15 protein-coding genes are annotated in these 13,801 nt (G+C 38.2%); 14 read left to right on the top strand and 1 reads right to left on the bottom strand.

Translation table 11 applies throughout. From position 1 onward, the window contains the following. Nucleotides 1–115 precede the first annotated feature (115 nt). The 13 genes from fliF (at nucleotide 116) to fliR (ending at nucleotide 10,974) form a co-directional block, all read left to right on the top strand. Entirely contained in the window at nucleotides 116–1,834 is a 1,719-nt protein-coding gene (gene fliF / locus GA0061081_RS05440) for a flagellar basal-body MS-ring/collar protein FliF (protein ID WP_091347872.1), read from the top strand. Further along, a complete protein-coding gene (gene fliG / locus GA0061081_RS05435; RefSeq protein WP_091347869.1) occupies nucleotides 1,831–2,829 on the top strand; it encodes a flagellar motor switch protein FliG in 999 nt (332 codons plus the stop codon). The genes fliF and fliG overlap by 4 nt, the downstream gene beginning before the upstream one ends. Next, nucleotides 2,816–3,604 carry a flagellar assembly protein FliH gene (locus GA0061081_RS05430; RefSeq protein WP_167349309.1) on the top strand — a complete coding sequence of 263 codons (789 nt, stop codon included), beginning with the start codon at nucleotides 2,816–2,818 and terminating at the stop codon, nucleotides 3,602–3,604. The genes fliG and GA0061081_RS05430 overlap by 14 nt, the downstream gene beginning before the upstream one ends. A 31-nt stretch (nucleotides 3,605–3,635) precedes the next feature. After that, on the top strand, nucleotides 3,636–4,979 hold the full coding sequence (gene fliI / locus GA0061081_RS05425; protein WP_425337785.1) for a flagellar protein export ATPase FliI: 1,344 nt from the start codon (nucleotides 3,636–3,638) through the stop codon (nucleotides 4,977–4,979). A 12-nt stretch (nucleotides 4,980–4,991) separates the two neighbouring features. After that, the gene (gene fliJ / locus GA0061081_RS05420) at nucleotides 4,992–5,453 is read left to right on the top strand and encodes a flagellar export protein FliJ (RefSeq protein ID WP_091347862.1); all 462 of its coding nucleotides are present in this window, start codon (nucleotides 4,992–4,994) and stop codon (nucleotides 5,451–5,453) included. Further along, nucleotides 5,443–6,627, top strand: coding sequence for a flagellar hook-length control protein FliK (locus GA0061081_RS05415; protein WP_091347860.1), 1,185 nt, complete (start codon nucleotides 5,443–5,445; stop codon nucleotides 6,625–6,627). Before fliJ ends, GA0061081_RS05415 begins: the two co-directional genes overlap by 11 nt. Before the next feature lie 180 nt (nucleotides 6,628–6,807). Further along, nucleotides 6,808–7,275, top strand: a complete 468-nt coding sequence (locus GA0061081_RS05410; RefSeq protein ID WP_091347857.1) for a flagellar basal body-associated FliL family protein — start codon at nucleotides 6,808–6,810, stop codon at nucleotides 7,273–7,275. A gap of 5 nt (nucleotides 7,276–7,280) precedes the next feature. Continuing rightward, nucleotides 7,281–8,342, top strand: coding sequence for a flagellar motor switch protein FliM (fliM, locus tag GA0061081_RS05405; protein WP_091347854.1), 1,062 nt, complete (start codon nucleotides 7,281–7,283; stop codon nucleotides 8,340–8,342). Continuing rightward, on the top strand, nucleotides 8,335–8,715 hold the full coding sequence (gene fliN, locus GA0061081_RS05400) for a flagellar motor switch protein FliN (protein ID WP_091347852.1): 381 nt from the start codon (nucleotides 8,335–8,337) through the stop codon (nucleotides 8,713–8,715). The genes fliM and fliN overlap by 8 nt, the downstream gene beginning before the upstream one ends. After that, nucleotides 8,715–9,152, top strand: coding sequence for a flagellar biosynthetic protein FliO (gene fliO, locus GA0061081_RS05395; RefSeq protein WP_091347850.1), 438 nt, complete (start codon nucleotides 8,715–8,717; stop codon nucleotides 9,150–9,152). Before fliN ends, fliO begins: the two co-directional genes overlap by 1 nt. 21 nt (nucleotides 9,153–9,173) lie before the next feature. Further along, the gene (gene fliP / locus GA0061081_RS05390) at nucleotides 9,174–9,896 is read left to right on the top strand and encodes a flagellar type III secretion system pore protein FliP (RefSeq protein ID WP_091347848.1); all 723 of its coding nucleotides are present in this window, start codon (nucleotides 9,174–9,176) and stop codon (nucleotides 9,894–9,896) included. An 8-nt stretch (nucleotides 9,897–9,904) separates the two neighbouring features. Then, the gene (gene fliQ / locus GA0061081_RS05385; RefSeq protein ID WP_091347846.1) at nucleotides 9,905–10,174 is read left to right on the top strand and encodes a flagellar biosynthesis protein FliQ; all 270 of its coding nucleotides are present in this window, start codon (nucleotides 9,905–9,907) and stop codon (nucleotides 10,172–10,174) included. A 5-nt stretch (nucleotides 10,175–10,179) separates the two neighbouring features. Continuing rightward, a complete protein-coding gene (fliR, locus tag GA0061081_RS05380) occupies nucleotides 10,180–10,974 on the top strand; it encodes a flagellar biosynthetic protein FliR (RefSeq protein WP_091347843.1) in 795 nt (264 codons plus the stop codon). Nucleotides 10,975–11,149: 175 nt separating this feature from the next. Here the strand turns inward: fliR and GA0061081_RS05375 are convergent, their stop codons facing one another. After that, nucleotides 11,150–11,485 carry a zinc ribbon domain-containing protein YjdM gene (locus GA0061081_RS05375; RefSeq protein ID WP_091347840.1) on the bottom strand — a complete coding sequence of 112 codons (336 nt, stop codon included), beginning with the start codon at nucleotides 11,483–11,485 and terminating at the stop codon, nucleotides 11,150–11,152. 497 nt (nucleotides 11,486–11,982) lie between these two features. Between GA0061081_RS05375 and GA0061081_RS05370 the strand changes: the two genes are divergently transcribed. Next, nucleotides 11,983–13,653 carry a hypothetical protein gene (locus GA0061081_RS05370; protein ID WP_141683342.1) on the top strand — a complete coding sequence of 557 codons (1,671 nt, stop codon included), beginning with the start codon at nucleotides 11,983–11,985 and terminating at the stop codon, nucleotides 13,651–13,653. Nucleotides 13,654–13,801: the final 148 nt, after the last annotated feature.

Raw genomic sequence — 13,801 nt, 5'->3', positions numbered from 1 at the left:
AAAACCAAAGGGTTTAAGTAAGGGAAAAACTGCACGCTTTTCTCGCCATTGAATTTTTCAAATACATGGATAATAACCACCGAGTTAATCTAAATAGTTTAGAATTAGGATGTCTATGACTAGTCAAACAGTCAATAACAAAGGTGAATCAATATTCAGTAAGTTACCCTTTGCAAATCAGTTAAAACAAAACACAAAAATGGCATTGTTAATTGCTGGTGTCATTATGATAGCGATGATTAGTTTTATCTATTTATGGGCTAAAGATGAATCATATAGTGTTTTATTCAGTAATTTAAGTGATAAAGATGGTGGCGAAATTATTAGTCAGCTTGATAAGATGAATATTCCTTATCAATTTTCTGCTTCTGGCTCAGCTATCTTAATTCCGCAAGACAAAGTTTACGACACACGTTTACGGATTGCACAACAGGGATTACCTAAAGGCGGATCAGTTGGTTTTGAATTACTCGATAAAGAAAGCTTTGGTATGAGCCAATTCAATGAACAAATCAATTATCAGCGAGCATTAGAAGGCGAATTATCCCGAACAATATCTATTATCAGTAGTATTGATGATGCGAGAGTGCACTTAGCAATGCCTAAACCGTCGTTATTTGTTCGCGAGCGAAAATTTCCCTCAGCTTCGGTCGCATTAACATTACTACCAGGACGAACTTTATCACAAGGCCAAATCGATGCCATTATTCACTTAATTTCAAGTAGTGTGCCAGAATTACAAGCAGATAAAGTAACCATTATTGATCAGCATGGTCATCTGTTAACAGGGGAAGGCTATCGTGATAGGAATACAAATGTCGCCCAACTTGAATTTAGTGAGCGGATTGAAAACAGTATTCGTCAGCGAGTAGAAAAAATTATCACACCTATTTTAGGTAAAAATAATGTTAAAGTGCAAGTCAATGCCGATGTGGACTTTAGCCGACAAGAATCGACATCAGAAACTTATGACCCTAATAGCGATATTGCGAATCAAACAATTCGCAGTAAGCAACAAATGGAAAACCATCAATCAACTAAAAGCTACGGTATTGGCGGAGTGCCTGGTGCACTATCTAATCAACCTGTACCAACATCTAGCGCACCGATTGATGAAAACGAAACAAAAACTGCATCGACTGAAAAGGCAGATAAACAACAGCCTTACAATTTACAATCAAATAATACTGTGAACTTTGAAGTAAATCGACAAGTTATACACAGTCAAATACCTGAAGGACGAATTAAACGCTTATCTGTCGCTGTTTTAGTGAATTATAAATTTGTCACAATCGAGCCAGATAATGCAGAAGCTGCATCTGACGATAGCCAACCACCAGCTAGTACTGAGCAGTGGGTAAAGCTAGATAATGATGAACTGAAAAATATTGAACTTTTAGCCCGCCAAGCGATGGGGTTTTCAGATTTACGCGGTGATTCACTCACTGTCGCTAACTTAAAATTCACCGATCAAGAATTGGACGAAAGCAACGGCTTAGCGTTTTGGAAAACTCATGAGTTTTATGAAGGAGTTAAAACTGCTGGTAAGTACTTGATTTACATTTTAGTTATCTGGTTCTTGTGGCGCAAAGTGTTCCATTCACTGTGGATAAAAGTACAACGGCAGTACCACATTTTTAGTGATAAAACCACTAATGCATCAACTAACGTTGAAGAAAAATTAGATTATAAAGCGCACAGCAAGCAGCAACAAAAAATATTTGAAGATAACATGCAGCAACAGCAATACATCCGCAAAATTGTCGAAAAAGATCCTCGTGTTATGGCATTGATAATTCGTGGTTGGATGAGTAAGGAGGACACAGAAAAATGAATTTAAGTGAATCTCAAAAAGCCGCCACAGTATTAATGGTATTAGGCGAAGAGCTTGCTGCAAAAGTGATGCAGTATTTAAGTTCGAAAGAAGTGCAACAAATCAGTAGTGCAATGATGTCGTTGCCCCAATTGTCTCAAGAACAGTTAAAAAATATACTTAATGAGTGCCAAGGCACGCTTGATGATTGTGCTGCCTTAAATACCGATACCGATGGATATTTACGTTCAATACTTGAAAAATCCATTGGTAGCGAAAAAACCGAACGCTTACTTGATGATCTATTAAATACTGATCGCGAAGAGGCAACCGATGGTCTTGAAATGCTAAACTTTGTTGATGCAGCACGAGCGGTTGATCTTGTTAAAAAAGAGCACCCACAAATTATTGCAACGATATTGGTGCATTTAAACCGTGATCTAGCGGCCGAAATTCTCAACCTATTTGATGATGAATTACGTAATGACGTTATGTTGCGGATTGCCACTTTTGGTGGTGTTGAACCATCGGCACTTAAAGTCTTGTCGGCGTCATTATCAACGTTATTACATGGTCAAAATATCAAATTGAATAATATGGGTGGAATCCGCACAGCGGCTGAAATTATTAACTTAATGAAATCGCAACAAGAAGAGTTGGTTATCAGTGCATTACGTGATTATGATGGCGAACTTGCACAGAAAATTATTGATGAAATGTTCTTGTTTGAAAATCTTGTTGAAGTTGATGATAGAAGTATCCAACGTCTACTTAAAGAAGTCGATAATGAAGTATTAATCATTGCATTAAAAGGCGCATCGACGGCCTTACGTGACAAACTATTAAGTAACATGTCCCAACGCGCCGCGTCGATTTTACGCGAAGATCTTGAAAACAGACCACCAGTACGCTTATCACAAGTTGAAACTGAGCAGAAGAAAATTTTGGTTATTGCGCGTCGATTAGCCGAAAGTGGCGAAATGATCTTAACTAGTGGTGATGATGAATACGTATAACCAACCTGACAGATTAAACTGGAAACCGCTAGACTTTCGTGACTTGGCTGCAAGTACGCTAGCAAACCAGAGCGAAAGTAACGAAATAGTACAGGCCGAGGTTAACGAATCACAGCCTGATCTTGAACCTGAGTTGGATTCACAACCAGAACTAAATACCGTAAGCTCAGAGCTTGCTCAAACTCAACAAACATTGGAACAACTAAAGCAAGAAGTTGAAGCACAAGCCTATCAGGAGGGGTTTAATTTAGGTCGTGAAGCAGGTTTTGAGGAAGGCAAACGAGCGGGCTATGAACAAGGGTATCTTCTTGGGCAACAAGAAGGGCGAAAGCAAATTGAACAACAACTTAATGATGAAAAATGCAAAACTGTTCATGCTATCACCAATTTAATCAGTAATTTTCAGCAATCAATTAACGATATTGATGAGTTAATCGTACCTAAATTATTTGATTTAGCGTTAATTGCTGCACAAAAAACAGTAGGCAGTATTGCTAAAGTAAAACAAAAACAGTTAATTCATACGATACAAACATTAGTTGAACAGTGTTCAATTTTGTCCGAACCTATGTCGTTACACCTTAACCCAACCGATTTACAATGGTTAGAACCCATGCTAAATGAAGAAAACCAACAATATCGCTGGCAACTTATTGCTGACCCCAATATTGAAATAGGGGGGTGCAAAATTTTGACTAATACCAATGAAATTGATGCTAGTGTCAATAACCATTGGCAAATTATGTCTGGCTGTTTACAAAGGGATAATCATTAACGTGAAATACTCCTCTTCGTGGTCGGATAAAATTAACCAAGCAACACAGAAGCTTGAGTCCTTATCTTTAATTCGCCAATATGGACGTTTAGTCAAAGCATCTGGATTAGTTCTTGAAGCGATAGGATTAAAATTACCATTAGGATCTAATTGCTTGGTAGAACGGCAAACAGAGGGGCGAATTGAACCGGTTGAATGTGAAGTAGTTGGTTTTAACGACCAAACGCTTTATTTAATGCCCTTTGAATCAACGGACGGCATTTTATTAGGTGCACGAGTTTACACCGAACAATATGATCTAACACACTTTAGCCATAAAGTATTGCCGGTAGGCATAGGGTTATTAGGGCGAGTGGTTGATGCCATGGGTAAACCGCTAGATGGCAAACCACTACCAGAACATATTGAACATGCAGGGTTAGCCAGCAAATCACTTAATCCATTGCAACGCACACCGATTCACCAAGTATTAGATGTTGGTGTAAGAGCGATAAATGCTTTGTTAACCATAGGGCAAGGGCAACGGATGGGGTTATTTGCCGGATCGGGCGTGGGTAAAAGTGTTTTACTTGGTATGATGGCGCGTTACACACAGGCAGACATTATCGTCGTTGGCTTGATTGGTGAACGGGGGCGAGAAGTGAAAGACTTTATCGAAAATATTTTAGGCGAAGAAGGCTTAGCCCGAGCTGTTGTTGTTGCTGCTCCTGCCGATGTATCTCCTTTATTGCGCTTACAAGGCGCAGCCTATGCTACTAGAATTGCCGAAAGCTTTCGTGATCAAGGTTTTAACGTTTTATTGATTATGGACTCATTAACACGTTATGCAATGGCACAGCGAGAAATCGCCTTAGCAATCGGCGAGCCTCCAGCAACTAAAGGTTATCCACCCTCAGTATTTGCAAAATTGCCTGCGCTCGTTGAAAGAGCCGGCAATGATGATAGCGGCAAAGGCGCTATTACTGCCTTTTACACTGTATTGACTGAAGGTGACGATCAACAAGATCCGATTGCCGATTCTGCTCGCGCCATTTTAGATGGGCATATTGTATTATCACGAGCGCTTGCTGAGTCAGGGCACTATCCTGCCATTGATATTGAAGCCTCAATTAGTCGAGTAATGACTGAACTTACTGCACCAGAAGACGAAAAAAAATCGCGATTATTTAAACAACTGTTTTCAAGCTTTCAACGAAACCGCGATTTAATCAATGTTGGTGCTTATGTAGCAGGTACTGATCCATTATTGGATAAAGCGATAACTCTATACCCCACTATGCAAAAATTTTTACAACAAGGTATTGACGAACACTGCAGTTACCAAGATGCCTATCAACAATTAGCGGCCATTGTTGAACCGCAATTAGCTCGTTAGGAACACTGCGTAATGAATAAAAATTCATCAAAAATTGCTTTTACCACATTAAAAAAACTGGCACAAAAGTCGGTCGACGATTACTTAATAAAGCTCAAAAAAGCGAATGAAAATCAGCAAAATGCACAATCACAACTTAATGTCTTAACTAATTATTATGCTGAATATCAACAAAAATTAAACTCAGCCTTATCTGAAGGTATAAAAGGCAGTGAGTTAAACAATTTTACATTGTTTATTGCTTCTATTGAGCAAGGCATTGAGCAACAAAAAAAGTTGTTGTTATCGTTAGATATCAAACAGAAGCAAATTATAAAAAATCTTAATCAATCACAAAAGAGCTTAAACACTTATAGCACTTTATTAAATAAACAGCATAACCAGTATTTACGTCAACAAAATCGTTTACAACAAAAACTGACAGATGAATTTGCGCAGCTACAATTAGCAAGGAGAATATTAAATGAATATTAATCTGATTAATGATTTGAACCTGACCTCTTCACGTCAGTCAGAACTTGTTGAAACAGATGTGATGGCTAACGACAATGATGGCTTTCAACAATTATTGCGACTCAATGAAAACAAAACAGAGCAAGGCAAACAAACTCTCAATACCAAACTAGATGGAACGGATAATGCGCACGAAGAAAATGGTAACGATGTCGATATAGTTATCACAGCTATTCACCCTTTTAATATAGCAACGCCAGAACAAACAAATTTAGCTTTGATTGGTAGTGCACAACATAGTGATACATCAATCGAACAAAACTCATTGTTAACGGCCAATTTACATAGCGATTTATTGGATAATTTATTAACAGAAAAACCAATCAATGAGCAGGCAACCCAGTTACTTTCTTCTATTTATGACAGCGAAAACTTAATTAATAACGTAACCTCGCAAAACGACGTTATATCATTAACAAATAAAAAAGAGGCAAAATCTGGACTTGCTCATCAACAAGTATCAACAATTGACGATGACATTAATTTTAATGCAAATCCAACAAGCCATAAGCAATATGCTAATAATATGATGCACAAAATGGCGACTTTTCAAAGTCAATTTATCACCACTAATCGTAATAAAGATGCCATCATGAACACAAATCAAGACTCATTTTTGACAAATAATACCAATAATGGGCAAAGCTTGTTATTATCGCCAACGCATGCGAGTACAACATTAGCTACAACGTCAATACACTTACCAACGCAAGTAAATATCACACAATGGCAAACATCATTAGCTGAACAAATTATTATGTTTAACCGCCAAAGTATTCAAACTGCCGAAATAAAATTACATCCACAAGAATTAGGTGCATTGCACATTAAACTTGAAATGAATGATGATAAAATGAACCTTCACATGATGGCAGCTCATCATGTTGTTAAAGGGATGTTAGAATCAGCATTACCTTTTTTAAAGGTATCATTAGAAGATCAAGGCATCACACTAGAACAAGCTAATATTGGTGATTTTTCAATGATGAACGATTCGCCGCAATCAGCCATGCATCAACAATCCCAAAATAACCAATCACAGAAGGTGATATCGCTTGATGCAACCGATGAGCATATGGAACCAATCTTATTAGAACATCGCTCACTTAGATCAGGGCTTAGTGTTCTTGCTTAACGATTAAAATCGTTATTTATTGGTCAATTTTTTAATCTAAATAAAGTAAAGCGCTTAAATAGGTGATGTTTTATTGCCTATTCTTCAAATCGATTTTAAAAATATGATTTATCATTCATGCCACTATAGCAACTAAATGGATTATAGATCCTTTAAAATATTATAGAGACAAGAATAAATATGCCAACAACAAAAAAAAAATCAAGTATTGTAAATTTAGTTCTTATTCTTATTACGCTATTGGCGATAGGTGCCGCAGCTTATTTATGGTTTCAAAATAGTTTACAAAACACAGTTAAAGAGCCTGAAGAGCCCGAAGTTACCTCCCCCGTATTTATAACATTAAAACCATTTACTATTTCATTACCCGCTTCGGAAGAAAATATAGACATCAACAAAACCCTTTATATTGGTGTCGTTTTGCGGGTAGCGAATGAAAATCAAAAAACAGTGCTATTAGATTATTTACCTGAAGTAAGAAATAACGTTCTGCTTGTAACTTCAAAACAGTACGTTAATACCCTGAAGCAAGAAGTAGGTAAAATTGATTTACAAGAACAGATAAAAAACACCTTATCGCGACAATATAATGCAAAGAATTTTGTAGAGATTGATGAAGTGTTATTTACTGATTTTATTATACGGTGATTAACATGTCTGATAAGCATGAATCAGTAGCAAGTGTTGATAAGCACGACAATAAGGAACAAATCTTAGATTATTCATCAACAACAAAAGAAAATTCTGAAAAGAATTCAAATTTTGATTCTTCATTTAATGTACCTACATTGGAAAAATCTCCCGATGTAAAACCTTATGATCTATCTGTCAAACATCGCTTTATCCCTGAGCGTTTAACCGCGTTAGAAATCATTAATGAACGTTTTGCTCGGCAATTTCGAATTGGTTTATTTAACCGATTACGCCGCAATACTGATGTAATTGCTTCACCCATTGAGCCGCTTACGTTTAAAGAGTTTTCAGAACTGTCATCGGCAACTCATTTAAATCTGGTGCACCTTAACCCATTAAGAGGCACAAGCTTGTTCTCATTTTCGCCAGAATTGGTTTTTATTATTGTGGATTCTTTATTTGGTGGTGACGGACATTCAACTCAAATCGAAACAGAAGGGCGTGAATTTACCCACACCGAGCAACAAATTATTAAAAAAGTTTTAGAATTAGCATTAGTCATTTACCAAAAATCATGGGTGGATGTCTACGCGATTGAAACCGAATATGTTCGATCTGAAATACAAAGTAAATTTACCAATATCACTAATTCACCTGATGATATTGTCTTAACAAGTAACTTTAAAGTCGAAGTCGGTAATAGCAAAGCAACCTTCTGTGTTTGCATTCCTTATTCTATGGTTGAACCCATCAAAGAGCTTCTTATCAAGCCGCCGATTGAGCAACAAACTTATCAAGATGATAAAGTTTGGATGAGCTCACTAACTAGCGGAATCAAGCAATCAGAGGTCGAATTAGTGGCTAATTTTGCCACTATTCACACAACTGTAGCTAAATTATTAGCCCTAAAAACCAATGATGTCTTAATGATCGAAAAACCCACAAATCTTGATGTTACTGTAGGTGGAGTGCCGATAGTAACAGGACATTATGGTAAAACGAACAAACAATATGCAATTCAAGTCGAACAGGTCATTAATCCTGTATTAGAGCAATTGAATGAAGGAGTTTTTAATGACTGATATCAAACAAAATAGTGACGACAAACAATCCACTAACCTAACTAGCGACGAGCTTATTGCCCAAGACGCTATTTTTGAAACGCTATCACCACAACAAATCGAAGATAAAAAAAACGATATCAACCTGATTCTTGATATCCCCGTAAATTTGAGCGTTGAACTAGGCCGAACAAAAATGGCCATTAAGGATTTATTAAATTTAACGCAAGGATCGGTTATTGCCTTAGATGGTCAGGTTGGCGAGCCATTAGATATATTAATTAATGGCTACTTAATTGCTCAGGGCGAAATTGTGGTTGTTGGTGATAATTATGGTGTACGCATTACCGACATTATTACTCCAGCAGAACGTGTAAGAAGATTGAGTCGCTAATGGCAATCGAACACCCCCATTTAGCTCAACCTGTGGTTGGTGCAACCAACACCAACACTTTATCGTCTCCTTCTTCTGAATTGAATATTTATACTGAAGTGGGAACATCCATGGGACTAATGCTCATTGTTGTCATCGGTTTTATATTATTGCTAGCTTGGTTAGCTAAACGAATGGGTTGGAAAAAAAAGACCCATCAATGGATCGATGTCAAAGCCACATACAACATTACGCCAAAAGAACGCATTATAGTGGTTCACGTTGATAATCAGCTATTAGTGGTTGGGGTGACGCCACAACAAATGACATTACTTCACACCATTGATGAACAGCGCACTCAAACGCTATTTTCGCAAAGTGAGGTAAGTAAAAAATTGCCGTCAAGTAACACATTTCAACAGATACTACAATCTGCGCTAAAAACCAAAAAGGAGTAACACCAAGTGCGGTCAAATTTAATGATTGTGCTAAGCTTATTGTTGTTTAGCTTACCAAGTTATGCTCAAACACCGATATTACCAGACATAGCACAACCGCTCAGTAGTGGACAAGCTTGGTCATTACCAGTTGAAACACTTGTCTTTTTAACCTTACTTACTTTTATCCCTGCTATATTACTCTTGATGACCAGCTTTACGCGCATCATTATAGTATTAGGACTGCTACGCAACGCGCTTGGCACACAATCGGCGCCGCCTAATCAAGTCATTTTAGGGATAGCGCTTTTTATGACCTTTTTTATTATGTCGCCCGTTATTGACAACATTTATCAAGATGCGTATATCCCCTATTCACAAAACCAAATCACCATGCAAGAAGGTTTAAGCAAAGCAAGCAAGCCATTACAACAATTTATGCTCACCCAAACGCGAGAAAACGACTTAGCACTATTTATTAACATGTCCCACACCAATGACATCCAAACGCGTGACGACATTCCCTTAAAAGTTCTTGTTCCGGCTTTTGTTGTCAGTGAATTAAAAACAGCATTTCAAATTGGCTTTACCATTTTTATTCCCTTTTTAGTGATCGACCTTGTGGTTGCCAGCACACTTATGGCATTAGGTATGATGATGGTACCACCAGCAACCGTATCTCTACCGTTTAAATTAATGCTATTTGTATTGGCCGATGGATGGCATCTATTGCTCGGATCGCTAGCGCAAAGCTTTTTTAGTTGAGTCATATCATGTCGCCAGAATACATAAGTACCTTAGCAATACAAGCCATAAAAGTTGCCGCTTCGCTAGCAGGGCCAATACTGCTAGCAGCGTTAGTTACTGGGCTCATTATTAGCTTATTACAAGCAGCAACACAAATAAACGAAATGACATTATCGTTTATACCCAAAATCATCGCAGTAATTGTCGTGTTAATCCTATGGGGGCCAACAATGCTATCGACCATGATTGACTATCTCCAAATTGTCATTACCGATATACCTAACTTAACGCGTTAAAGATAATGGATTTTGACATTAACGTTTTACTTAATATTGACTTCTTTTCTTTTATTCGGGATGGGTTTTTCCCCTTTGTTCGTATTTTAGCGCTCATCATGACCGCTCCCCTCTTGGGCGAAAAAGAAATCCCCAACCGTGTCAAAATTGGTCTAGCATTACTAATTACCATTTTATTGCCATCTTCCCCTCTTGATGACAACATCAAAATCTACTCCTTAATGGGAATTGTGATCATCGCTCAACAAATTATGATCGGCGCAGTGATTGGGTTTACCATGCAGTTGGCATTTATGGCGATGCGGTTTGCAGGTGAATTAATTGGAATGCAAATGGGGCTGGGGATGGCGACCTTTTTTGACCCCATCGGTGGGCCATCGACATCGGTATTATCGCGCCTAATAAACGTTATTGCATTATTGACGTTTTTGCATTTTGATGGCCATTTATGGTTGTTATATGGCATATCAAACAGCTTCGAAATTATTCCCATAGGGCTAATGTCATTACAGGCAAATGGCTATTTGGTAGTGCTTGAGGTTAGCAAACTACTATTTATCAATGGCATCATGCTAGCCTTGCCGTTAATGACCTTGTTGTTAATTGTCAATATATCACTAGGGCTACTTAACCGAATGACACCACAGCTATCAATATTTGTTGTCGGCTATCCAGCAACCTTATTATTAGGGTTGCTTATGCTTACTTACTTAATGACAACTCTACCGGCATTTGCCGAGTTTGTTTTTGAACAAATGTTTGAAAGGATTTCGAGCGTGCTGTGGTATTTGAAGGGATGATGTTGATAACGTATTGAATTAAAAGAAAAAGCTAAAAATAAAAACTTCAATAAAATCAATACCTTTCCTGACCGTTTTTTATTGGTAATAAATCATATTAAGTTGTTATGTCTAAAAATACTTATATCAATGCCGATAAATCCACATTGATACAGTATTTAGCTTGTTGTTTTTATTAAGCCTTTTTAACAAAGCAGGCTTTTAGCATAATTTTCATGCCGTCAACTTTACAATCGATTTCGTGATCGCCTTCGACTAAACGGATACCTTTAGCTTTGGCGCCTTTTTTTAGGACAGTTGATGAGCCTTTTAATTTAAGATCTTTGATCAAAATAATATCATCACCATCAGTCAGTAAATTACCGTTACTGTCTTTAACTTGCAATCCATCGTCAGAAGCCGCAACTTCGTTTGGATCCCACTCGTGTGCGCATTCAGGGCAAACATAAAAGGTGCCATCGTGATAAGTATGTTCTGATTGGCAAGCAGGGCAATTAGGTATAGATTCCATGGGTTATTATTCTTCCAAATTAAATAAAATGGCGCTTACTATAGCAAAAAATGCTATTAAGTCATAGCACTCACCGTTAAGTTTCCATTAAACGTTTTTATACACAACCTACACACTAGCATCAAACCCTAAATAAAACTACTCTAGCTTATTTTCAAACATTACATTTAATCAACAGAACTTATTTAATTACCACTATTTAAAGAGCCCAAAAATCGGTCAGGAAAGGTGTTTATTTTATTGAAGTTTTTGTTTATTGGTTTTTAGCCAAAAACCACCACCCAACCCCTCCCCCAAAGCACACACACATAAGCTGACTCATCCTTTAACAAAACTTTACAAATTTTTAACAAAAAAGGTAGCGCATTATTGCTCAAGCGGTTATAATTTAATCGCTTACAAAGCAAGGGAGTGCTCATTATTAGAGCAGTCAGTTATAAAAAATCGAAATAAAACAAAAATTTACTTGACAGGATGATCGAAATGCGTTACCATGTATGGCATCTGGCATCTGGCATCTGGCCTGCCAAACCTATGCCCAAAATCTTTTTCAATTTCACCGTAGTCTAAATCAGACACAGTTCTTATTTTCATCACCGAGGTCATTTCGCGTAGCGAAATCGGAGACGTTATCGGCAGGGTTATCTCCGAGGTCAAGGCGTTTACCTCTTCTATTTAAATTTTCAGGTTTACCAAGTTTACCAAGTTTACCAAGCTTATCAGGTTTACTCAGTTTACTTAGATTATTTAGATTCCTTAAATCGGCGTTGTTCTTCGTGTTGTTGTTGTTGTTGTTGTCGTATTCACAGAGTTCTGTGGCATTAACGGCTTATACATCAAAATATATCGTGGGTAGTGCGCCATATTTAACATTCGACAATGGTCGAACAAAAGCCACATCAACGGATAGTTTGTTGTCTATTCGGTTGCACAATGGTCGGGTTATCACGCCGTCTACTAATACATCAAGTGTATCAAATCCAATAAAATTGCCTTATTCAGGGAATACTTTGGATGATATAGATATGATAGTCCCGTCATCGGTTAGTTCAGTGAGTATAAGTGATTTAATCACTCGATATAATAATTGGCGTGATGATGATGGGGATGGACAGGGAGCTAATGGAGTAACGGCTACAGGGAATATATCAGTATCGTTTAGGGATAAGGATGGCAATACTGTTAATCGTAACGGTGCATTGGATATATGTAAGTCTCCTTATAGGGTAACTTTAAGTAGTACAGGGGGATATTTACAGACACAGTACGGAGTTCCTAATAGAACCAGTTTTAGTGGAGCTACGGTGGATTATTATATTAATCCGTATAACAGTGCTGCTCGTGTTTGTTACGCAAGGCCGAATGTTAATGGTAAGGGTTTTTCTGTTCAGTCTACAAGTCCATCCTCTTACGACCGAAATTTTCCTACAACTGGTGCTGATGGATTGTATTTTGATTTGGACATAAGTGGAATCGATGGAAGTCAGTTGAGTTGGACAGTTAATACAAGTGGTCGTCTAGGGGCAGAGGTGAGTTGGACAAGGCCGCGTTCTGGTTCATTCACAGACCTAAAAGGAAATACTGTCCAAGCCGATAGATGGATTCCTGATAAATTTAGTTATGTAACACGGGTAACGTTAAGCGGTCCTAGGGCTGATAGTGCTCAAATAAATTCAAATAATCCTAGTCCTCTAGATGTACCCTCTTTGCCACAGAGATTTGAGTTGGTCGGTAGGGATAGTCATGGTAATGAGGTTCGGTATGGGTTTGTGTTAAAGCAGTGGTTCGTCAATCGGGGTGGTAGAACTGTTTCTCAGTCTAATCAAATATCTTGGTGTAGTGGTTTGGGTTATTGTCTTGCTAGGGTAAGGGATTTAACTAACGCGAAGTGTGGTGTAAATAATAATTGGTTCCCATGTAAGAATGGCGTAGATGGCGCCATGCCTCATTCATCTGATAATTATAGGTCCCGTAGGATAGATGCTGGTTTTTTCACGGAGTGGGGCGTCATGAACGGCTACGCTGATGCGGGCTTCGTCTACGACCGCTACTGGACAAGCGACGTGGCAGGTAGCCGTGGGTTCTCTGTCGCCTCGTACAACGTCAACGGCGAAGTTGTCTACCGCAGTGCTTCCTTCATCAATGCTGCTGTTTGCACCGTACCTTAGTTTTTAGCGTTTAGTCCTTAATCCTTGGGCCGCGGGGGCGGTTATGATGCCTGAGAGGACAATCTAACAAAGAATAACGCCCCCGCGTAAGTTGGGGCATTTCCCTTAGGGTTGCGCTGTTGCGGCGAAGCCACAATCGCGCCGCCCC

Origin of the sequence: Gilliamella bombicola, assembly GCF_900094945.1 — a bacterium.
In the GTDB taxonomy this organism is placed as follows: Bacteria; Pseudomonadota; Gammaproteobacteria; order Enterobacterales; family Orbaceae; genus Gilliamella; species Gilliamella bombicola.
The sequence above is the reverse complement of the archived record's forward strand: the minus strand, read 5'-3'. Positions and strand labels throughout refer to the sequence as shown.